Genomic DNA, 21,875 nt, shown 5'->3' on the forward strand with positions numbered 1-21,875 from the left:
CGTCTCAGCCGCCGAAAAGCCCGACCACCACGGCCGAGCCGATGGCCGAGCCGGTGATCTCCTGGGTGGCTTCCCTTGCCGGCGTTGTCGGCGTCAACGCCAACGGCTTGCTCAGCGCATACAGCTGGAAGCGGTAGTGGTGTACGCCGCTGCCGGCCGGCGGGCATGGACCAAGGTAGGCCGCCTTGCCACCGGAGTTCGCGCTGACGACAGCTCCCGCAGGTTGCGCGTCATCGGCGATTTCGGAGGCGGACGGCGGTATGCCGGTCACCACCCAGTGGACGTACAGTCCTCCAACGGCGTCGGGATCATCGAGCACCAACGCTAGCGATTGCGCGCCGGCTGGCACGTTCTGCCAGCGAAGCGGCGGCGGTACGTTACGGCCGTTGCAGGTGTACTCGGCCGGGATCTGGCCGTTGTCGGCGAAGGCGGGACTGCTCACGCCAAAGGGTGTCGGCGCGACCGATGACGACGGCTCCGTCGTGGTCGCGTGAACTGAAGTGCTGGGGGCAGAGCCTTCTTTCGCTTGCTCAGCGCTGCCGCATGCGGTGAGCGCGTAGCAGAGCAGCGCCAGAATCGCGGCCGCCAGTCTCATGGAATTATGTATACGCGTAATGGGTCCTCCGGAGGAGGTCGATTTCCTGATGCGGACGAAAGAGACTCGTAACCAAGGGATTTCGGCTTGTTAGGACCACCGGGCCACGATCACCGGGACTTTGGCCCTGTTGACTACCGCCGCTCCGACGGACCCCAGCAAAGTGCCGCGGAGCGGGCTGCAGCCGTGGCTGCCGACCACGATCAGTTGTGTTAACTCGGAAGCTTCGATCAGCCAATGCGCCGGATCGCCGATTTCGACCCTGCGATGGACCGCCACGTCGGGGTAGCGGTCGTGCCAACCCGCCAACCGTTCGGCGAGCGTCTCCTCTTCCTCGGCGAGTCGAGCGTCCCACTTGGCGTCTTGGTATTTGGTCTTGGAGCCGGAAACATAGGGGTCAACCCACACGTGCAGAGCCGTCAGGCCGACACCTCGCCGGGAAGCTTCTTCGAAGGCGATACCCGTCGCCGCCTCGGATGCCGGTGAACCGTCGATACCCACCAGCACCGGCGCGTGCTCGAAATTGCGGATCGCGCCCTCGCTTTCGTGGATCACGGCGACCGGACAGTGAGCGTGGTAAACCAACGCCGAACTCACCCTGCCCGGGACGTTATATACCGACGCGCCGTGTCCTCGGCGGCCGACGACGACCATCGCCACCTCCGCCGAGAGGCCGACGAGCGCCGAGACGCTGGCCGAATGAAACACGTTGCTGTCGATCGGAACTGGATCGCACTCACCAAAGCTCTCCTCGGCCGCCTCGATCGCCGATTCGAGGAATTCCCGTGCCCGCTGTTCTTGCCGTTGCCTGAAGCCGGCCAGCGCGGACACCTCGAACCACTCCGGTAATGAGGCGTCGACGACATGGACCAGAGCCAGCGGCAGCTTCCGCAGCGCCGCATCACGTGCCGCCCACCGGACGGCGGCCAGTGCCGCCGCTGAGCCATCAATGCCTACCAAGATCGAGCCACGTGGTGGTTGCCACATCTGAAGTTCTTTCTGATCGGCGCGGTCTACCCAATGCAGGATCGCCGAGGAACGCCCTCACTGTGAGGGCCGAAGGGATGCAAGCCAAAGGACCAAAGACACCCTGTGAGGCGCAACAGCGAGCAAATGCCTACCAGCAGAAGTCGCACGAATCCTCTTTGACGGGAGGGGGATTGTCTCCGTCCCACACATCGCTCGGCAACTCGCCCTTGTACGGGACGTTGCCCGCCGAGTTCTTGACCCAGTACCACGTGTGGCAGACATTCATGTCCCACTGGTAGGCAACTCCTGGCCCGGACGACAGGTCGTAACGGGAGTACACCATGGAATCGCCCGGGCACCAGGTATGCGGCGGCAGGGGAGTGGCCTGGGCAGGCGCTGCCAGACCTAGACCACAGCCAGTCATCAAGACGGATGCCAGTGTTGCGAGTCGTCGGTTCATGTTTCTGATCTCTCTATTGGTCGGTAACGACAGCGTGCGCCGGACGGCTTGCGGAACTCTTGCGTCGGGCGACAACGCCGCGACATCTGAACAGGTGACGGCGCGCTAGATTGCTATTCGTGAGTGAAGACAGAGTCCGTGTGCGGATTGCCGACAACGGCGTGGCGACGGCGACGATGGTGCGCTCGGACAAGCACAATGCGCTCGACCAAGCGATGTTCGAGGGGTTGGTGGATGCCGCAGAGCAGTTGGCGGGCAATCCATCGGTACGTGCGGTCGTTCTGCACGGTGAGGGCAAGAGCTTCTGCTCCGGTTTGGACGTGGCAAGTTTCATGGGTGGCGAACGTGGCACGGGCGTCCTGCTGTCCCGAGACGAGGGGCGGGCGGCGAACCTCGCTCAGCGCGTGAGCTACGACTGGTCGTTGGTGCCTGCGCCAGTTATCGCCGCGATCCACGGCAACTGCTTCGGCGGCGGCCTGCAGATCGCGCTCGGCGCAGACATCCGGATCGCCGCGCCAGACGCGAAGCTCAGCATCATGGAGATCAAATGGGGTCTCATTCCCGACATGGGCATCACCCAGGCGTTGCCGCGACTGCTACCGATCGACGTCGCGAAAGAGTTGACGTTCACGGGCCGCATCGTCTCCGGCAGCGAGGGTTCCGAGCTCGGGTTGGTCACTCGGACAGCCGAGGATCCGCTGGCAGCGGCGCAGCAGCTTGCGGACGAAATCGCAACGAAGTCACCGGACGCCATCCGCGCCGCTAAGCGTCTGTACAACGAAACCTGGCTCAGTAACGACCCTGCGGCTGCTTTTGAGCTCGAATCGGTTCTGCAGACCGGGCTGATCGGCTCGCCCAATCAAATCGCTGCCGTGGTCGCTGGAATGTCAGGGGAGCAACCGGTTTTCGTCGATCCCGCTTAATGTCGCTTCCAGCAACATCTTTCGCGTCGCAATGGTCAGCGGCCACCCGGCAAACGGCGGATCACGCCGTCATCGAGCATCTGTTGGAAGTGCTCCGTCACGGTCTGCTCGACAGGCCGATAGGTCAGTCCCAGCTCGTCTTGGCTGCGGCTGTTATCGAAAGCCAGCGGGTAACCCACGTTGCGGTCGACGAACTTTCGCGTCAGCCCTACAACGGGTGCGACGGCCTTGATCATCACCTTGGGTGCCGTCGTCCTGGGGAACGGATAGAGCGGGCCGTACCGGCGGCGCAGCATCTTGCCGATCTCGAGCAGAGTCAACGAATCCGCGTTGACGATGTAGCGGCCGTGGGCCTCCGGGGTGAAGCCGGCTCGAAGGTGAGCATCGGCAACGTCACGCACGTCCACCACGCCCATGGTCAGCGCCGGGGCCCCGGCAAGCAGGGTGCCGTCGGTGAACTGCTTCATCGTGCTCAGGCTGGCCGAATCACTGGCCGTGGTCAGTGCAGGACCAAGCACCAGGCCGGGGTGGATGGTGACCATATCCCAACGATCTTGCGCCTTAACGTATTTCCACGCCTCCCGCTCCGCGACCGTCTTGGAATACGGATACGGTTGGTGGTCAACGCTGCTGGTGGTGTTCCAGTGTTCGCCGGTGAAGACGCCCTCGGGAACATCTAGACACTCACGGGCATCGCCGTAGATCGCCACCACGCTGCTGGTCAGTACCACGCGCTTAACGGATTGCGTGCGGTTGACGGAGTCGAGCACGTTACGGGTGCCCTCCAGGGCCGGGCGCACCAACGCTTCCTCCGCATCCTTGAATCCGGAGATGAGAAATGGCGATGCGGTGTGCATGACGAGTTCGCATCCGTCCATGGCCTCGTCAAAGCTGCTTGGGTCGAGCAGGTCTGCCTTGAACAGTCGGAGCCGACCGGGGTGGTCGTCTGACAGCTTGTGCAGATGCTCCAGACCGGAAGGCTTCTGAGGGTTACGTACCGTGCCGTGCACCGTGCGTCCCGCTTCGAGGAGGAGTCGGACGATCCAGCTGCCGATGTAGCCGCTGGCACCTGTGACGAGGACCGGCGCGTCTGGGTCGATCGCCGTCGGAGACGTGGTCATGTTGGTGTTCCTTAAGTTCGTAGGTGCAGTTACTTCGTGTTGTTACGTTGTGCTGTGACCCGGGCGGGTCGGGTGAGGTTGTTGGTGTGTTGCCGGCTTGATGGTGCGGCTTGAGAGGACTGGCCGCCCGACCCGCTTGGACTTCTCTGGCCGCTGATTGAGATCTGCGATGTGATCGCTTGTTTAAGGAAATGCTGGCGGGGTGGTCCGTGGGGAACATGTTGGCAGACAAGCGAATAGAGGCGAGATGACTGCGGTCCAGTTGTGGGCTGGTGTGGACGTCGGCAAGGAGCATCACTGGGTGTGCGTGGTCGATGACCACGGTGCGGTGGTGCTTTCCCGAAAGTTCGTCAACGACGAGCAACAGATCCGTGGACTTGTTTCCGATGTGGACAAGCTCGGTGGGCAGGTGTCTTGGACAGTGGATCTGACCACCGTCTACGCCACCCTGTTGTTGACGGTGCTCGCCGATGCCGGCAAGTCGGTGCGCTATCTGGCGGGCCGCCAGGTGTGGCAGGCCTCGGCGACCTACCGCGGCGGGGAGGCCAAGACCGACGCCAAGGACGCGCGGGTGATCGCCGATCAATCCCGGATGCGCGGTGCCGATCTGCCGGTGCTGCACCCCGGCGATGACGTGATCACCGAACTGCGGATGCTGACCGCCCATCGGACTGATCTGGTGGCTGATCGCACCCGCACCATCAACCGGCTGCGTCAACAGCTGGTAGCGGTCTGCCCGGCCCTGGAGCGAGCAGCTCAGCTGACCCAGGATCGTGGTTGGGTGGTGCTGCTGGCGCGCTACCAGCGTCCGAAAGCCATTCGGCAGAGCGGCCTTTCGCGGCTGACGCGGGTGCTGGCCGATGCCGGTGCGTAACGCCGCTGCAATCGCAGCGGCGGCCGTGGCTGCGGCGAAGACCCAGACGGTGCGCCTGCCGGGCGAAGAAGTCGCCGCTGGGCTGGTCGCACAACTGGCCCAGGAGGTGATCTCCCTCGATGAACGCATCAAGACCACCGACGCCGACATCGAGGGCCGATTTCGCCGCCATCCACTTGCTGAAGTAATCACCAGCATGCCCGGCATGGGATTTCGGCTCGGCGCCGAATTCCTGGCCGCTGTTGGTGACCCCGCCCTGATCGAGTCGGCTGACCAACTCGCGGCGTGGGCCGGGCTGGCCCCGGTCTCTCGCGACTCGGGAAACGCACTGGACGCCTGCACACTCCGAAGCGCTACAGCCGACGACTGCGCCGGGTCATGTACATGTCCGCGCTCACCGCCATCCGCTGCGACCCGCTTTCCAAGGCCTATTACCAGCGCAAACGGAACGAAGGAAAACGACCGATCGCGGCCACCATCTGCCTGGCGCGACGCCGCACCAACGTCCTCTACGCGCTCATCCGTGACAACCGCACCTGGCAACCCGACTCACCCCCAATCACACAGTCGGCGGCTTGACATCTTCATTGAGAGTCCTCTCTGGCGGACTAGCGAGCGTCGATCACTCTGCCGAGGTCGATCATCGTCGAAAAGGCCCCGTTCACGACAGGGCCGACGCCGGAGTTCGCATGTCTATCGACGCAAACTGTTCCGCGGCTCCCTGGCAAGGGCATAAGCTGCGGCTACTCGGCGATCGGTATCGGCCGGGTAACTGGGAGTTGCCCCGAGACCTGACTTGGCTCACGTTTGACGGTGGACGGCATTCGTAGCGTGCTGACCAGCTCCTTTTGGGGCGCTGCGGTGGGAATTTGCGCACTAATTGGGGGCCGTAGTCTGCGCTGGTGGCTTATATCCGCACGGTGAAGACGGCCTCGGGCGCCCTTGCCGTGCAGATCGTGTGGTCATCACGACGGGGTTCGCGCCAGATCGAGCACATCGGTTCGGCTCATGACGAAGGCGCACTGGCGGCGTTGAAAGCCGCGGCTGCCGAGCGGCTAGCCGCGGGGCAGGCCGTCCTTGATCTCGGTGTGGCGGCACCACCGGGAGCCGAACCTTTACCGATCACCTCCTCGCAGATGCGCCACCTCTGGGAGGCATTGTGCGCGGCGTATCGGATTCTAGGTTTCGAGTCAGCGACCCAGCGCGACAAAGTGTTTCGCGATCTGGTGTTGGCCCGGATCATCGAACCGACCAGCAAGATCGACGCCGAACGGGTGCTGACCGAAGTCGGGGTCAGCGCCGCCTCCTACGCCACGGTCAAACGCCGACTCCGCGGCTACGCCCAGTCCGGTTGGCGCCAATCGCTGGCGGCGGCATGTGCAGCCCACGCGGGGCTGGGACCGGCCAGCCTGGTGCTCTTCGACGTCTCCACCCTGTACTTCGAAACAGACGCCGGCGACGGGTTCCGCGAACCCGGATTCTCCAAAGAACGCAGGCTAGAGCCCCAGATCACCCTCGGATTGCTCACGGACGCCACCGGCTTCCCGCTGACCGTGGCCGCCTTCGAAGGCAACCGCGCCGAGACAGCCACCATGTTGCCGGTCATCAACGCCTTCAAGACCGCCCATCAGCTCAGTGACGTCACCGTGGTCGCCGATGCCGGCATGATTTCAGAAGCCAACCAGGTCGCGCTGCAGGCTGCCGGGCTGTCGTTCGTCCTGGGCACCCGCATCCCCTACCTGCCCGACGTGGTCCGCCGATGGCGCGAAGCACACCCCCAGGAGGCGATCCCGGACGGGTTGATCCTGACCCAGCCCTGGCCCTCAACAAGTTCGGAGAAGGCCCGCGGTATCCCCGACCGGGTCATCCACTACCAGTTCCGCCATGACCGGGCCCGGCGCACGCTACGTGGCATCGACGAACAAGTCGCCAAAGCCGAACGCGCCGTCGAAGGCAAAGCGCCCGTCAAACGCAACCGCTACATCCACCTCGCCGGAGCCACCAAGACCGTCGACCGCGCACTAGAAACCAAAACCCGCGCGCTGGCCGCTGGAAGGGCTACACCACCAACCTCACCACCCAGACCGCCACCTTCGTCATCGATGCCTACCACCAGCTGTGGCACATCGAGAAAGCCTTCCGAATGTCCAAGCACGACCTGCAAGCCCGCCCTATCTACCACCACCTGCGCGAATCCATCGAGGCGCACCTGAGCATCGTGGTCACCGCCTTGGCCGTCAGCCATTACATCGAGCACCAAACCGGTTGGAGCATCAAGAAATTCGTCCGCACCGCACGCCGCTACCGCACCATCAAAATCCAAGCCGGCAACCAAACCCTTACCGCAGCTGACCCACTACCCGACGACCTACGCGAAGCACTGCTCACGATCCACGCCGACAGTGCGCACTAATTTGAGCCAACTCGGGAAGGCCTATTACCAGCGCAAACGGAACGAAGGAAAACGACCGATCGCGGCCACCATCTGCCTGGCGCGACGCCGCACCAACGTCCTCTACGCGCTCATCCGTGACAACCGCACCTGGCAACCCGACTCACCCCCAATCACACAGTCGGCGGCTTGACATCTTCATTGAGAGTCCTCTCTGGCGGACTAGCGAGCGTCGATCACTCTGCCGAGGTCGATCATCGTCGAAAAGGCCCCGTTCACGACAGGGCCGACGCCGGAGTTCGCATGTCTATCGACGCAAACTGTTCCGCGGCTCCCTGGCAAGGGCATAAGCTGCGGCTACTCGGCGATCGGTATCGGCCGGGTAACTGGGAGTTGCCCCGAGACGTGGGAGCGGCACGTGTCGTATGTTGTTGCGCTGCCCGAGATGGTGTCCGCCGCGAGCGTAGACGTGGCTTCGATTGGCTCGTTGGTCACAACGGCAAACCAGGGCGTGGCCGAGGCCACCACGGGGGTGTTGGCCGCCGCCGAGGACGAGGTTTCAGGGGCGATCGCGGCATTGTTCTCCGCCCACGGCCGGGGCTATCAAGCTCTCAGCGCACAGGTGGCGTCCTTTCATGAGCGGTTTGTGCAAACACTGACCCGCGCGGCCGGGGCTTATGCCGCCGCCGAGGCGGCCAACGCCCTTAACCTGTCCGCACTCGAGACTTCAATCGCGGAGGCCGCTAACCCGCTGTCGCGATTGCTCGAGCTTCCGCCGCTAGGTTGGTACACCGGCAACGCCCCGTCGCCGTACCTAACGTGGCCACTGGGCTTAACGGTCCAGTACGGCACGTACGACGGAATGGGTGTCGTCCGGATCACCCCGCCGTATCCAACCGGCGAATACGTGGTCGCGATGCATGGCGGCGGGTTTCTCCTTCCGCCCTCCTTCTTCCACTGGATCCACTACTCGGTGATGTCCTACCAAACCGGCGCGACCATGGAAGTGCCGATCTACCCGTTGGTCTGGCAAGGGGGAACGGCCGGTGTGGTGGTGCCCAAGATGGCGGGTCTCGTGTCGTCGCTGATCGCTCAACACGGGACTGCCAACGTCAGCGTGATCGGCGACTCCGCGGGCGGCAACCTCGCCCTCGCGTCCGTCCAGTACATGGTGGCCCAGGGCGACCCCGTGCCGTCGCGCATGGTGTTGCTGTCCCCGTGGCTCGACGTGGCCTCGCCGTGGCGAGAGGCCTGGAGTATGCAACTCGCGAACTCGTGGGCAGGCAATCTGCCGGTGAACAACTTTCTGGTGAGTCCGTTGTACGGGTCACTTAGCGGACTTCCGCCGACCTATGTCTACTCGGGTTCATGGGATCCGCTGGACGCCCAGGCATCTGTCCTCCGGCAAGCAGCCATAGCCCAAGGCGCCCCAATCAGCTTCATACTGGCCAACTTCCAAGTCCATGACTGGGTTATCGGCACTCCGGGCGGCTTGCTCTACTGGCCGCAGATCAACCAGCAACTCGGCATAGCCTGATTGTCCGCTCCAAACGCGATGCCCTCACGATCACCAGAAACGGGAACTCGGCGCTGCTGCGCGAAAAGCCGAACGGTTACACCGATTGGCTGCCGACTCTGCCAATCCCAACGAAACGGCCTCGGCGGAAGCCGATCTGGTCGACGGCTTGTGCAAGGGCGCAACGCGGTTACTCGACGGCGAAGCCGAAGATGCGGCCCAACCTCGACGTTGAGCGCGCGCGTTATTGGGATCGGTAGCCGGGCACGTCCTGTCCACTGTCGTAGACACCCAAACGAACGCAACCAGAGAGGACGACGGCAGCTATGTCGTTTGTCAGCGTCGTACCCGAACTTGTCGCGCAGGCCGCTCGCGAATTGGATTGCCTTGGCTCGACTTTGAGCGCGGCCAATTCCGCGGCGGCGGCCGCGACGACCGGGATAGTTCCCCCGGCCGCTGATGAGGTATCGGCGGCAATCGCTTCACTGCTGAACTCGCAAGCTCACGAATATCAATCCCTGAGCGCCCGAGTGGCGGCGTTTCACAGCGAGTTCGTCAACCTGCTGAACGCCGGCGTGAGTTCGTATATCAACACCGAGGCCGGCAATACCCATGCCGCCGCGGCAAGTGAATTCGCGCAGTTCTACCCCGAGGGCCCGTTGGGCATGCTGCTCAAGGCCGAAATGGAGTTCATCGAACTCCCCCTTGATGCCATCGGCCCGGTGGTCACGTCGACGGCTGCGCTCGGTCAAAGCGGGTCAACGTTTGTCAATGCGGTGCTGGCGGGGAATCCGGACGCTGCCGCGGCGGCCCTACGCGATGTTGGTCCCAACGTTGGGAACGCCATCCTCTACGGCCAGAACACGATGTCCATACCGTTGCCGTCGAACATCGCGGGCGTATCAGTAGCGCTCAACATTCCCTTCGGTGGTCTGCTGGCTCCCATTCAGCCCATGACCGCGACGGTGACGTTCGGAGGCCCGTTTGCGGGGCAGGAGCCGGTCACCGTTCCCATGCCCTTCGAGGTCGGCGGCATCGTCACCGAGGTGCAGACCGATCCGGAGTCGGTGGCTCTCGCACTGCTCCTGTCGCCCCTGTTTTTCTTGTAGGTCCCCGGCATAACGGAATAACTGGTCACGATTCAGAGTTGCGCCCTGCAGTAGCTCGCCACTTGGCGACGCGGTCAGGAGATGTGATGACCACCGCCATACTTCAAGAGCGCCTCACGGCGGTGCAGAGGGCCGGCCACTTCGATGCTCATGTTGTGGGCGGCCTAGCCCGCTACATCGCCGAAGCGCCCGACGAAAAGCTCTTCCGGATGAACCCTTACCGCTACGCGGCGGAAACCGGCATCACCGAGCGCGATGCGGTGGACCTGTTCTTGCATGCCGCGCACGCCGGTGTTGTCGAGTTCAGTTGGGGTGTCATCTGCCCAGCCTGCGGCGCGTTTATCACGACGGACCACGCGCTGCGCGCACTGAATGAGGACCGTGATTGCGCGATCTGTGATATCTCCATCTCGCCCTCGATCGACGACAACGTCGAAGTCGCATTCAGCGTCGCTCCCTCGGCGAGAACGACCCGGTTCTCGTTCCCGGAAAAGCTGGATTTCATCCGCGACGGTATGACGCTGTTCTTCTCGCCGAGCGTTACGGATACCACCCAGCTAGGCCGCTACCTGGGGAACCCGATGTGGTTCGGTACGGCTCCCGCGGGCGCGACGGTCGAGGCCGAGCGGGAGCTCGCGCCGGGACGTTATCTGCTGGCGCTGCCGGAGTACCACGCCTTGCGGCGCTTCACGGTCGACGAGGGCGCGGGTGGCTCGGCGATGAGCTACGAGGTCCTCGCCGGCGGCAGGCTTATTCAGGACGGTGAGCAGTTGGCGGTTGGCAAGGTGCGCATGAGCCTGCAAAATCGGCTCGGCCGGCCAGTGGTCTTCGGCGCGTTCAGGGACCCCCACCCGTCGTCGCCGGAGGCTCACGCCGCAAAGACGACGATGTTGGGTTCGGGGGCGAAGCTGAACTTCCACCGCTTCTTCACGGTCAAAGAGCTGGTGACGACCCAGGTTTTCCGCGATCTCTTCCGGGCCGAGAGCATTCCCGCGCAGGGTGGTTTAGGGCTGAAGAACCTGACCGTGCTTTTCACCGATCTCAAAGGCTCGGCCGAGCTGTACTCGCGGATGGGGGACATGCGCGCCTACAGCCTCGTCGGCGAGCATTTCGGCCTGCTCCGGGAGGTAGTTGCCGCGCGCGGAGGTGCGGTGGTCAAGACCATCGGCGACGCGGTGATGGCGAGTTTCCCCACGCCGGCGCCGGCGCTCGAAGCGGCCATGGTGATGAACCGCGAGATCGCCAAGGTTGGTGAACTCGAGCTCAAGATCGGCCTGCACGCCGGGCCGTGCATTGCGGTGGACCTGAACGAGCGCCTCGACTACTTCGGCCAGACGGTCAACATTGCGGCCCGTGTTCAGGGGATCGCCGACTCACGCCAGATTGTGTGCACCGACCCGGTGCGTGATGCGCCGGGCGCGGACGAGGTCATCTCCGAGCTGAGTCTGGTCGGCAAGCGCGAGTTGGCGGCTCTCAAGGGGGTTGGCGGTCAGGTGGGTGTCTGGCGCTACCAGTAGGCCGTCACCCTCAGCGACACCGCTAACCTTGGTAGCTGGAATTTATTGAAACCAAACGACATCCGGATCTTAGGGCGGCTGAACAACTTCCGTCGGAATTAAACGGATTGCCGACGAAGCGGTCACGTCGAAACTATGCTGCCCAGATGGGTGAGTTTCGTGCGTCGCCGCCGCCGGATCTTCCGGGTGTTCCCTCGGCCGAGGGGCCCCTGCCAGGCCCGGATCAACTGGTCGGCCGCCCCCGCGCATTGGGCGTGGACTTGCTCGGTGAATTGCACGGTCCGTTGTTCTACTCCGATTTCAACGGTGGCATCAGAAAGCTCTACGCGTGCTCGCTGGAACTGGTGTCCGAGCTTTGCGACGAAACCCGCTTCGCCAAGAACCTCACGGCAACCCTTGCCAGAGTGAGGCCGCTGGCCGGTGACGGCCTGTTCACTGCCTACCACGGCGAACCGAACTGGCAACGGGCTCACGATGTGCTGTTGCCGGGGTTCAGTTACGCAGGCCTGCGCGCCTACCACGCGGCGATGCTGGACATCAACTGCAAACTGATCGACCGGTGGGACGCCAGCGTCGGAGCCCAGTCGGTTGATGTGTCGAACGACTTGCAGAAGTTAGCAATGGACACCGTCGCGTTGGCCGGATTCGGTTCGCGCTTCGAGTCTTTCGACTGTCCTGGACTCGCCCCGATCCCGCAGAGCTTCACAACGGCTTTGGGGGAGTTGGTATCTGAAGTGCAGACACCGGTGTTCACGCAGGAATTGAGCACCCTGCACAACTTCATCGACGGCCTGATCGCCGAGCACCGAGCTTGTGGCGACGAATTCGAGGACCTGTTGGCGCTTATGCTGCAACAGGATCCGGACGGTAATCCCGTGCTGGAGACGGAGAACGTCCGCAATCAGATCATGACCTTCCTGATTGCCGGCCAGCTCACCACATCGGAGTTGATGCCCAACACGCTGTACAACATCGTCAGCGATCCGGCCGTGCTGCACCGGGTGCAGGCCGAGGTGGACTCCGTTTTCGGAGCGGAAGACGACCACCTGCCCGGCTACGACGACATCGGCAAGCTGACCTATCTGCGACAGGCTATCGAGGAAACCCTGCGGTTATCCCCACCGGTGCTGAGTTTCGACCGAATGGCTCTGGAAGACACCGTGATCGGTGGAAGGTACCCGATCAAGCGTGGTGAGGCGGTCGCAGTGCTCACCGGCGCACTGCACCGCCAACCCCAATGGGGCGACAACGTCGAACTCTTCGACCCGGACCGCTTCGTGGCCGAACGCTCGGCGGCCAGGCCGGCCGCGCTGTTCAAACCTTTCGGAACGGGGGCGCGATCATGCATCGGACGGCAGTTCGCGCTGCATGAAGCGACCTTGGCGCTGGCCCGGCTCATCCATCGCTATCGCCTCATCGACGCGTTCCACTATGTGCCGCAGTGGGAGACCCCGACCAGTAGGAGGCCAGTCGGATTCCGGCTTGAGCTACTGCGACGCACCCCACCGGACCGCCGTGCCGACTCCCCCGACCTCGAGGCCGCTGCCGTGCCGAGCGCAGCACAAAACACGACCGCGATCACGGCGGGCACGAGAGTGGCCATCTTTCATGGCTCCAACCTCGGCACCTGCCGCGCCTTGGCTCGTCAATTCGCCGACGATGCAACGGCTCTGGGCTGCGCAGCGACCGTGGCCCCGCTCGACGCCGCCGTTGGCGGTTTCCCCGAAGCCGAGGCCGTCGTGATCGTCGCGTCGTCTTACAACGGACAGCCGACCGACGATGCACGCGCCTTTCTCACCTGGCTACTCGACGCGCACACCACCCTGAAACCGACCCCCAACGTCGCGGTTCTTGGTGTGGGTGACCACAACTGGGCGGACACTTACCAAGCGGTTTCCCGGCGCATCAACGAGCGCCTCGACGAGCTGCAAGCCAACCGCTTGGTCCCGCGGGCGGAGGCTGACACCTCCGGGGATCTGGTCGGCGTGATCGAAGAGTTTGCGGGGGCGCTGTGGTCGTCGTTGGCCGAACACTTCGGCGACCCCGACGCCACGCCACTCACGGATGCGGCCGAACCGCTCTACGAGTTGCGCCGAATAGTCGGTCCGGTGACAGCCGCGATGGACGCACGATCGTCGGTGATCCCGATGACGGTTGTCGAAAGCATCGAACTGGTCCGCCCCGGGCTGGGTCAGGCCAAAACCAATGTTCGCGTGCAACTTCCGGACGGCGTTGACTACCAGACGGGTGACCATCTCACGGTGATGGCCGACAACCCACCCGAGGTTGTCGACGCGGCCTTGGCCCAACTCGGCATTGACCCCGGCCTGCGGCTGTCGATCAACCCTCGGCGTAGCTCAAGGCGACTCATCGCGCTGGACCGAGAGGTCAGCGCGCAAGAACTGCTCACGCACTTCGTCGAATTGCGGAAACCGGTCACCAGCAGTCAATTACGCCGTCTTGCGGCTGCCAATACCAGTCCTGGGGAGCACCAGCGGCTCACCGAACTCGCCGAGGATCCGGCGGGCTGCGCGCTCAGCGTGCTGGAATGCCTCGACGAATACCCTAACTGCGTTCTCACCGGTGCTGAATTTCTCGAACTGCTGGACCCCATGGTGCCGAGGCACTATTCGATCGCATCGTCGTCAATGCTGTCACCACAGACGGTAGGACTGATCGTCAGTGTGCTGGACGCGCCGGCCCGTTCCGGGCGCGGATTGTTCAAGGGTGTCGCATCCAACTACCTTGCGAGAGTCCAACCCGGACAGACGATCCGGGCGCGAGTGGACCCAGCCCGCCATGCATTTCGGGCCGGTGCCGACCCGGCCAAGAACGTAATCCTGGTCAGCGCAGGTACCGGCGTCGCACCGTTCCTCGGCTTCCTCGGTGACCGACTGGCCGCACAGCGCGCTGGGGCACCGGTGGAGCCGGCGTTGTGCTTTTTCGGGGTTCGTGATCCGGAGGTCGATTACATATTCCGCGACCAGTTCGAGCAGGCCGAGGCCATCGGCATCGTGCAGATGCGCCCGGCCTTCTCCCGGGCGCCGCGGGACGGGGTTCGCTACGTGCAGGACCGGATCGCCGCCGACGCCGACGAGGTCTGGGCCCTGCTGGGTGACCCAGGCAAGGACGCCCACGTCTACGTGTGCGGCGACGGCGCGCGGATGGCGCCGGCGGTGCGCGGGTCGTTCCTCGACATCTACCGGGCACGAACGGGCGCCGACGACGGTCAGGCCCGCGAGTGGCTGAACGGTCTCATCGAATCCGACCACTACGTCGAGGACGTGTGGGCGGGGTGAGATTTCTTTGCCGCTGACTGTTGTCGGGTGCCGTCGCAGGTCGACCCAACAGGTCGTTGATGAACGCTTCCCGGGGGTAGGGTCGACGCCGAGTCGACGCAGAGTCGACGCCGCGGGGCCGGTTCGCTTTTAGGACGTGAGTCTCGCCGCGTAGCGGAGGGCTTGCAGGTTGGTCGCTACGGTGTTGGCAGGACAAGACTCCTCCAACCCGGGTGACGCAGGAGAAACAGATGCAGCCAATCGACTCGCCCGCGCGGGTGCGCTCTGCGATAACGGACGCGTTGTTCAACCGGCCGCGCGCGGTCCTGGTCGACGGCAGATCAGAGCAACAGTTCGTCGAAATGGTATTCCCGGGGTTGGGCAACGACACGCCCCTCTACGTCTGCAGCGATGAGACCGTAACTGGCCTACCTGGTATCAGGCCCGGTTCGCCGCCACCGGCGTTCAACCTCTTTCAGCGTCTGGTTCATCCGAACTATCCGCTGCTGGCGATTTTCATAACGGAGGGAGTCGGGTCGGTCGAATCCACTTTATTAGATGAGCAATTGCTCGACTACTATTCGGCGGCCTACGGCCGAAGGAGTGACGCACCGGAACGACCCCAGTCGCTGATGAACAGTCTCGCCTTCTTGGAGCCGAACGCGGTTGTTGACACGGGCGAAGTTTCGCCCGGCGTCGGCCTGGTGGTTCCCCAGGTTGCCAGCGCTCCGCCCGTTGTTTACCGGCTGGGTCCCCAGTTCGGATCGGACAACTCGTACGGGCCTCATGCCTTCATCCGATACCTGAAATTTATTGTGCCGCGCCAAGACCCGCAGACGATTGACCTGCTGACGAGCCGCGATTTCGCACGATGGACGCCACAATAGAGAACAATGTGCCGGTTGGCCGGCGGTGCGGCTAATCGAGCCTCGGTCCTGGCGGTACAGCATCAATTTCACTCTGGTCTTGCCATCGAGTGCCCGGCCGCCACGGTGCAAAGCCCTGGTCCCGCGCGGCCGCCAAGGCCTCCGCTTCGGGGCGCGGAACAATAAATTTGAGGAACAGGCCATATGATTCGCGGCCATATGGGGCGGGCGGCCACACGTAATGGACGACGGGCAGCGCGCCGTTCTGCTGTGGAATGATCATGCCCACGCTGGGCTCGACGGCGTTTCGCTCGACCTGTGCTGCGGGGTGTTCCAGTGCAAGTGAGCTCACCAATCGTCGCGCAATGTAAGCGTTTTCGGTGGGTACCGGGTGATGCTTGAAATAGTAGGACGCCAGGGCCGGGTGTAGGACTGCCGATTCAACGGTCGCGGAGCCGACCAGATTCAGGATCGCGACGAACGGATAGGCCGGATGGACCATGGATTGGTAGAGATCGAAATGGGGGCCCCGCGAGAATCCGATCCTCGTCTGCCGGGAGACGTACACTGCAGTGCGCGGATCGACGTGCGGGAAAAGGCTTGCCACGAAACGCTGCTCATCATCGGTGGTGACGAAGAGGATACGCGGATCGAAATAAAGAGACTCCAACACGACGTCTCCAACGGCATCGACGAGTGGATAGCTAGTGGTTGTGACGCACCGCCCCGGGTCATCTTGAATGGTGCCGTCCCGAGCGTCTCGTGCTAGTTCGCCCGCGGCGCGATGCCGATCGTCGGGATTCTTCGCCATCCCTTTGGCCACCACGCGATCGAACTGCGACGGTAGGTCGGGCCGGATCGCCGATACCCGCGGTGGGGGTTCCGATACGTGGCCGATGACTACCCGCTCGAGAGTCGGGCCTGGGAACGGTCGGCTTCCCGTGAGGCATTCATACAATACGCAGGCCAACGCGTAGATGTCCGCACTCGGTTCTAGCCGTTCCGTCGAAAAACGCTCGGGCGCGGCGTAATACCACGTGTCGACGTCGCGATCGGGATCGGGATCGATGACGCTGTCGCGTGGTTGGTGCTTAGGTTCGCTTTCGACGAGCTGAACGGAGTCGCCCGCTGCCACAACGATGTTTTCGGGACGGACTGCGCCATGTACGAGCCCCCGTCCGTGTATCGAGTCCAGCGCGGCAGCGACATCGGTGACTATCTCGACCGCGCGCACTGGGTGCACTGGGCCGTCGGCCAATAGTTCCCGCAGTGTCGTGCCGGCCGGAGCGGCCTGACTCATCGTCGGCAACGGCCGCCCGGGATCGGTGGCCGGATGGACGCCCATCGCCGCGAGTTGTTCTTTGGCATAGTGCGAAAGCGTGGACTCTGAAAAGACAGATCGGCCTTGCAGGTTGAACGAGTCATGCTGGATTGCGAGGCGTTCCCACGCCTGTCGGCCCGCCGCGGGGTCGATGTCGCTAAGCAGCGTCGCGGCATACACCTGACCCGCCGCAATGGCTTCGTCCAATAGCTGCTGAATCCGCGGAAGGTATGCCGAGCCGACCGCGCGGATTGCGAAGTAGGCGTTCGCCTGGGGTGGCACGATGTTGGCGGTACCGACGCCACCAAATGCAACCGCACTTGCATGGCGAAGTGTGTCAAAAGCTGCTTCGATATCGCCGTTCCCGGCGTGCCCGGCCGCGGATGCCATCAGGCCAGTTTAAATTGCAGAGCGTGCCACGGCTCCGCTATCGGACCTACGGCCCGTACAACACTTACCTGGGCGTCCAGGCTGGGTCGAGTCCTGGGCCGATCGCGGTTTACCTCGACCGCAAACGAACACTGCTGCACATCCGACATGCCAAACGCGGCAGCAGACAGTGCCTGGGCTTGATGAAAATTGGTGCGACATAACGGGATCCGGTAATATGCCACTTTTTGTGGTAAAACCGGAATCGGTATCGTTTTACCGAATGCGCATCGAGAGAGTGCGGGGCCAGTCATGGGTGGCGAGTTTGTCGAGATCCGGATAACCCACCCCCGGGAATTCTCCGAGCCGACGCCCGAGGCCATCCGCCCGCGACTGCTGGACTGGCAGGTTGATGAAAAGGGTAGGCACATCGCCGGGCGCTACCGGATAACCCGCTACGAGCAGGACGGCCAACCGAGGTGGTGGTTGGACGGCACGGGTCAGCACCCGTGGAGCAGCGACGAGGTCGAGTACCTCAAGGACGTGGCCGAACACCACGCCACTCGACTGTTGCGTAGACAGCGATGGCGGCCCAAGAGCATGTACAACGACCAAGAACCGCCGCTGTGGATGAGCGGTCGAGGGTGGTCTTAAGGGCTCACGGTAATTCCTCGATGAGATCGTCGAGGAAGCCGCCGGCCTCTCGTCCGGCTCTTTCGACATCCCGCTCGGCGATCGCGTCGATCAATCCGCCATGCCGGATCTCGCGGGGTTCATGCGTCGCGCTTGTGGCTGCGACGCTGGCCGTGACGACCTCGGTGAGTCCGCGATAGAGCTCTGTCAGAACGCCGTTCCCTGACGCCTGGACCACGGCGAAGTGCAACGCGGCGTCCGCTGCTGCAAACGCGGCGTGATCCTCACCGCATTCCAATTCATCTCGGCGCCGGAGCAATTGTCGTAGCGCAGCGACGTCTTCATCCGTACGTGCGGCTGCGGCCAATCGTGCTCCCTCGACCTCCAGACATCGGCGCACCTGCAGCACCTCGCGCAGCTCGGACCCGCACAGGCGACGCAACGCCCCGGACATTTCACTGGTGGCGCGGACGTAGGTGCCATCTCCCTGTCGGACTTCGAGAATCCCAGCGTGCGCCAGGGCGCGCACGGCCTCCCGCACTGTGTTGCGGCCCACACCCAACGTCTCGCTGAGGCTTGGTTCATTGGGTATACGGGTGCCAACAGGCCATTCACCGGACGCCACGGACTGCCGCAGTTGATCGATGATCTGCTCGACCAGGCCGGCGCGACGAGTTGTTGCTAGGGGCACAGTGTTCTCAATTCATCCAATCATGGGATGTATGACAGACTAGCCCAGTGAGTGGTCAAGTGGCCGGCATATGCGCCGCGGTCGACGAGCGTGGCGCACCGATTGCTGCCAACGACATCCGTCCCGTCACCCGGGTAGCGGGCGGTGGCCTGCTGATCGCCGCGGTCGTGCTCACGGCGTTAAACCTGCGACCTGCGCTGACCAGCGTGGGGCCGATCCTCGGCGTGATGCGCGAGTCGCTAGGTGCCTCGGCTACTTGGGCTGGAGTGCTGACCACGCTGCCCGGACTTTGTTTTGCCGCCGCGGGACTGGGTGCGCCGTGGCTGGCCCGCAGGGTAGGCCTACAGCACGCCGTCAGCGCCGCGCTGGTGACGCTGGTCGTCGGCCTGCTCTTGCGGGTACTCGACGGTCCCTTGGTCGTGATCGGGGGCACGGTGGTGGTCACCGGCGGCATCGCACTGATCAATGTGTTGATTCCCGTGGTGATCAAGGGATCGTTCCCCGCTCAGATCGGGGTGATGACGGGCATCTACACCGCTGCCTTGCAGGGTGGCGGCGCGATGGGATCGGCGCTGACACCACCGATGGAATCTGTGCTCGGTAGTTGGCGTGGTGCGTTGGGCGCCTGGTCCGTCCTCGCGATGCTGGCCCTCATCGCGTGGCTTGTGGGTGCGCGGCACATGAGTGGCGTCGAGCTGCCTGCCCGCCCCACCGGTGGATCACTGTTACGAAATCGCTTGGCGTGGACGGTGACGCTGTTCTTCGGCTTCCAGTCCACGCTCGCGTACATCATGTTGGGTTGGCTGCCTGAGGTGTTCATCGACAGCGGTGTGCCCAAGGCGACTGCGGGGATGCTCGTCGGCCTGATGTCGCTCATCGCCGTGCCGATCAGCATTTTCTTCGCGCCGCTGGCAGCTAGATCGGGAAGTCAGAGCGGATGGATCGTCGCGCTGGGGGTCATCGGACTTGTCGGGGTCATCGGCCTGCTGGTCGATCCGGCGGCCGCACCGCTCCTGTGGAGTTTGCTCGTCGGGTTGGGTCTGAGCGTTTTTTCGCTGGCGCTCACCGTGATTGCGCTACGCGCTCGCACCACCGAGGACACCGCGCAGTTGTCGGGGATGGCGCAGGGCTTCGGTTACCTGCTTGCAGGCGTCGGCCCGTTTCTCTTCGGCCTTCTCCACGACGTCACAAACGGCTGGACGGTGCCGTGGATCTTCGTGCTGGTGATCTACACACTGCAGATGACGATGGGCGCACTCGCGGGCCGCGACCGCTACGTCTAGGTGTCGGCGAGTATCGCTTTCAGACGGCCACAGCTGCCCTGGACAATCGGCTAGCTCTTGCTGATCAGGCGATCGCATCCATTATCGGAAGGAAGATTGCGGCATCGATACCGAATACGTAAAGGACGGCCGTAAATAGCAGCATGGCAACTACAAGGGCAAGCCAAATCTCAACCAGGGTAGCCAGGAACATCAGGAAGATGAACCCAGCCACCATAGGATTTGCGTTGAGATAGGAACCTATCAACTGCCATACGATGTTGAGCGGACCTGCTAGCAAATCGCGTATCGGTCCCGGTATTGCATTAATAAGCGCTTCGGCAATCAACGACGACTGCAAGAAGCCGACACTTACGGCCTCGGCGCCGGCGTAGGCGCTCGCGCTGGCAGTCAAGCGCTGAACAAACTGCTCGTGAAACGCCGCCGCCTGTCCGGCCAGTAGTTGGTATTCCTGGCCATAACCCGAGATCAGGTTCGCGATGCCGGCGGACACCTCGTCGGCGGCGGCGGGCAGCACCGCAACGGTTGGGGCCGCCGCCGTCAGGTGGGCGGCGTTGAGTGTTTCGCCGATAGTCGCCAGCTCCCCTGCAGCCTGGGTTAATAGCTCGGGCGCCACGATCACAGCCGACATCGCTGTTCACCCCTTCCGCCCGTGGATGCGAGCAGGTAGTTGCGCAACCGATCGTTGCTCGCATCCGCGGGGCGGGCTTCAGTAATCCACTACTTAAAGAGGGATTGCGAAGGTGGTCGCAGCACCGCGGTGGTCAACTGCGCCGCGCCTGCCGGAACGGGATGTCGCGGTCGGGTTCAGGTTCTTTCGGCAGGCCGAGTACGCGCTCACCGATGATGTTGCGCTGAATCTGGTCGGTCCCGCCCCCGATCGATGTGAAAAACGCGTTGAGGGACAGGAAGTTCACGTCGTCGGCCTCGCGGTTGTCCGGGCCTGCCAACAACGACTCGACGCCGATGATCTCAGTCTTGAGCTCCGCTTCGGAGTGCAGGATTCGCGACATCGCAAGTTTGCCCAGCGACATGATCGAGCTCGACGTGCCCTGGCTGGCCGCCGACTTGGCGCGAAGGTTGTTGAGCCGGTTGAGTTCTCGCAGCGCCAACACGTTGGCCAGCTTTTCTCGCACCGCGGCGTCGCCGAGGCGGCCGTGCGCGCGGGCCAGCTCGACGAGGTTGTCGGCCTTGGACTTGTTTCGTGACCCACGACCGGTGTCACCCATGATCGAGCGCTCGTAAGCCAGGGCGGTCTGTAGCACCCGCCAGCCATTGCCCTCTCCGCCAATGAGGTTCGCGTGTGGCACGGTGGCATCGGAGAGGAACACCTCGTTGAAGTGCGCCTCACCGGTGATCTGTACCAGTGGCCGTACCTCGATGCCCGGCTGGCGCATCGGGATGATGAAGTAGCTCAAGCCCCTGTGCTTGGGTACGTCCCAGTCGGTGCGGGCGATCAGCAGGCCATAGTCGGATGTCGCCGCGCCGGAGGTCCACACCTTCTGGCCATTGACCACCCAATTTTCGCCGTCGCGCACCGCGGTGGTGCTTACCGCCGCCAGATCCGATCCCGCGCCGGGTTCGCTGTACAGCAAGCAGGTTCGGGCTCGTCCGGTCAGAAAGTCGCGGAGCAGAGCATGTTTCAGGTCATCGGAGCCGAATGCGAACAGCGTGTTGGCTGGGATGTTGTATCTGTCCTGGCATGCGCCGGGTGCCTTGACGGCGCGGAATTCCTGCTGAATCACCGAGGCGAGTCGTCCGGGATACCCACGACCGAACCATTCGGTGGGGTAGGTCGGAACGGCGTAACCGGCATCGAGAACCTTTTCCCGCCAGGCGATTTCCTCAGGCGTGCTGACCCACGGGTCGTCCGATGGCGGCAGCGGCGTCCAGTTCTGGGTGAGCCAGTCGCGCACCTCGGCGCGCAAGTCGTCGACGTTCGGGGCAGTCGTGGTCAT

16 protein-coding genes and 3 pseudogenes are annotated in these 21,875 nt (G+C 63.5%); 11 read left to right on the top strand and 8 right to left on the bottom strand.

The genetic code is table 11. The annotated features are described in order from the left end of the window. Positions 1-4: 4 nt before the first annotated feature. The 3 genes from G6N68_RS06030 to G6N68_RS06040 all read right to left on the bottom strand — a co-directional run bounded on the left by G6N68_RS06030 (position 5) and on the right by G6N68_RS06040 (position 1,988). Positions 5-595: a YbhB/YbcL family Raf kinase inhibitor-like protein gene (locus G6N68_RS06030; RefSeq protein ID WP_163709137.1), complete on the bottom strand. Its 591-nt coding sequence runs from the start codon at positions 593-595 to the stop codon at positions 5-7. 90 nt (positions 596-685) lie between these two features. Continuing rightward, positions 686-1,582: a universal stress protein gene (locus tag G6N68_RS06035; protein WP_163709139.1), complete on the bottom strand. Its 897-nt coding sequence runs from the start codon at positions 1,580-1,582 to the stop codon at positions 686-688. 130 nt (positions 1,583-1,712) lie between these two features. Further along, positions 1,713-1,988, bottom strand: coding sequence for a hypothetical protein (locus G6N68_RS06040; RefSeq protein WP_163709142.1), 276 nt, complete (start codon positions 1,986-1,988; stop codon positions 1,713-1,715). A 155-nt stretch (positions 1,989-2,143) separates the two neighbouring features. Between G6N68_RS06040 and G6N68_RS06045 the strand changes: the two genes are divergently transcribed. Next, positions 2,144-2,947 (top strand): crotonase/enoyl-CoA hydratase family protein, encoded by an 804-nt coding sequence (locus G6N68_RS06045; RefSeq protein WP_163709145.1) that lies wholly within the window; start codon positions 2,144-2,146, stop codon positions 2,945-2,947. A 35-nt stretch (positions 2,948-2,982) separates the two neighbouring features. Here the strand turns inward: G6N68_RS06045 and G6N68_RS06050 are convergent, their stop codons facing one another. Beyond that, complete coding sequence (locus G6N68_RS06050) at positions 2,983-4,068, bottom strand: SDR family oxidoreductase (protein WP_163709147.1); 1,086 nt, start codon at positions 4,066-4,068, stop codon at positions 2,983-2,985. Between the two features lie 247 nt (positions 4,069-4,315). Between G6N68_RS06050 and G6N68_RS06055 the strand changes: the two are divergent. The 8 genes and pseudogenes from G6N68_RS06055 to G6N68_RS06090 all read left to right on the top strand — a co-directional run bounded on the left by G6N68_RS06055 (position 4,316) and on the right by G6N68_RS06090 (position 15,641). Further along, positions 4,316-5,521 (top strand): annotated as a pseudogene (locus tag G6N68_RS06055) (IS110 family RNA-guided transposase). A gap of 323 nt (positions 5,522-5,844) precedes the next feature. Beyond that, a pseudogene (locus tag G6N68_RS06060) lies at positions 5,845-7,355 on the top strand (IS1634 family transposase). A 6-nt stretch (positions 7,356-7,361) separates the two neighbouring features. Further along, positions 7,362-7,527: pseudogene (locus tag G6N68_RS31985) on the top strand (IS110 family transposase); the annotation flags it as partial. A gap of 225 nt (positions 7,528-7,752) precedes the next feature. After that, complete coding sequence (lipY, locus tag G6N68_RS06070) at positions 7,753-8,871, top strand: triacylglycerol lipase LipY (protein ID WP_163709149.1); 1,119 nt, start codon at positions 7,753-7,755, stop codon at positions 8,869-8,871. Between the two features lie 305 nt (positions 8,872-9,176). Continuing rightward, on the top strand, positions 9,177-9,959 hold the full coding sequence (locus tag G6N68_RS31375) for a PE family protein (protein WP_163709151.1): 783 nt from the start codon (positions 9,177-9,179) through the stop codon (positions 9,957-9,959). 86 nt (positions 9,960-10,045) lie between these two features. Further along, positions 10,046-11,476 (top strand): adenylate/guanylate cyclase domain-containing protein, encoded by a 1,431-nt coding sequence (locus tag G6N68_RS06080; RefSeq protein ID WP_163709154.1) that lies wholly within the window; start codon positions 10,046-10,048, stop codon positions 11,474-11,476. A 146-nt stretch (positions 11,477-11,622) separates the two neighbouring features. After that, positions 11,623-14,775, top strand: a complete 3,153-nt coding sequence (locus tag G6N68_RS06085) for a bifunctional cytochrome P450/NADPH--P450 reductase (protein WP_163709157.1) — start codon at positions 11,623-11,625, stop codon at positions 14,773-14,775. A gap of 230 nt (positions 14,776-15,005) precedes the next feature. Next, positions 15,006-15,641, top strand: coding sequence for a hypothetical protein (locus G6N68_RS06090; RefSeq protein ID WP_205351256.1), 636 nt, complete (start codon positions 15,006-15,008; stop codon positions 15,639-15,641). Positions 15,642-15,672: 31 nt separating this feature from the next. On the opposite strand, the gene G6N68_RS06095 is transcribed toward G6N68_RS06090, so the two are convergent. Next, complete coding sequence (locus G6N68_RS06095; protein WP_163709162.1) at positions 15,673-17,148, bottom strand: protein kinase domain-containing protein; 1,476 nt, start codon at positions 17,146-17,148, stop codon at positions 15,673-15,675. A gap of 474 nt (positions 17,149-17,622) precedes the next feature. Between G6N68_RS06095 and G6N68_RS06100 the strand changes: the two genes are divergently transcribed. Next, positions 17,623-17,964 carry a hypothetical protein gene (locus G6N68_RS06100; protein ID WP_163709165.1) on the top strand — a complete coding sequence of 114 codons (342 nt, stop codon included), beginning with the start codon at positions 17,623-17,625 and terminating at the stop codon, positions 17,962-17,964. A 4-nt stretch (positions 17,965-17,968) separates the two neighbouring features. Here G6N68_RS06100 and G6N68_RS06105 read toward each other — a convergent pair whose 3' ends face one another. Next, positions 17,969-18,634 (bottom strand): FadR/GntR family transcriptional regulator, encoded by a 666-nt coding sequence (locus G6N68_RS06105; RefSeq protein ID WP_163709168.1) that lies wholly within the window; start codon positions 18,632-18,634, stop codon positions 17,969-17,971. 101 nt (positions 18,635-18,735) lie between these two features. On the opposite strand from G6N68_RS06105, the gene G6N68_RS06110 reads away from it, so the two are divergent. Next, positions 18,736-19,917: a CynX/NimT family MFS transporter gene (locus G6N68_RS06110; RefSeq protein ID WP_163718250.1), complete on the top strand. Its 1,182-nt coding sequence runs from the start codon at positions 18,736-18,738 to the stop codon at positions 19,915-19,917. Positions 19,918-19,981: 64 nt separating this feature from the next. Here G6N68_RS06110 and G6N68_RS06115 read toward each other — a convergent pair whose 3' ends face one another. Further along, positions 19,982-20,548, bottom strand: coding sequence for a PE family protein (locus tag G6N68_RS06115; RefSeq protein ID WP_163709172.1), 567 nt, complete (start codon positions 20,546-20,548; stop codon positions 19,982-19,984). Between the two features lie 133 nt (positions 20,549-20,681). Then, positions 20,682-21,875: an acyl-CoA dehydrogenase family protein gene (locus tag G6N68_RS06120; protein WP_163709177.1), complete on the bottom strand. Its 1,194-nt coding sequence runs from the start codon at positions 21,873-21,875 to the stop codon at positions 20,682-20,684.

The organism is Mycobacterium bourgelatii (assembly GCF_010723575.1).
GTDB classification, from domain to species: domain Bacteria; phylum Actinomycetota; class Actinomycetes; order Mycobacteriales; family Mycobacteriaceae; genus Mycobacterium; species Mycobacterium bourgelatii.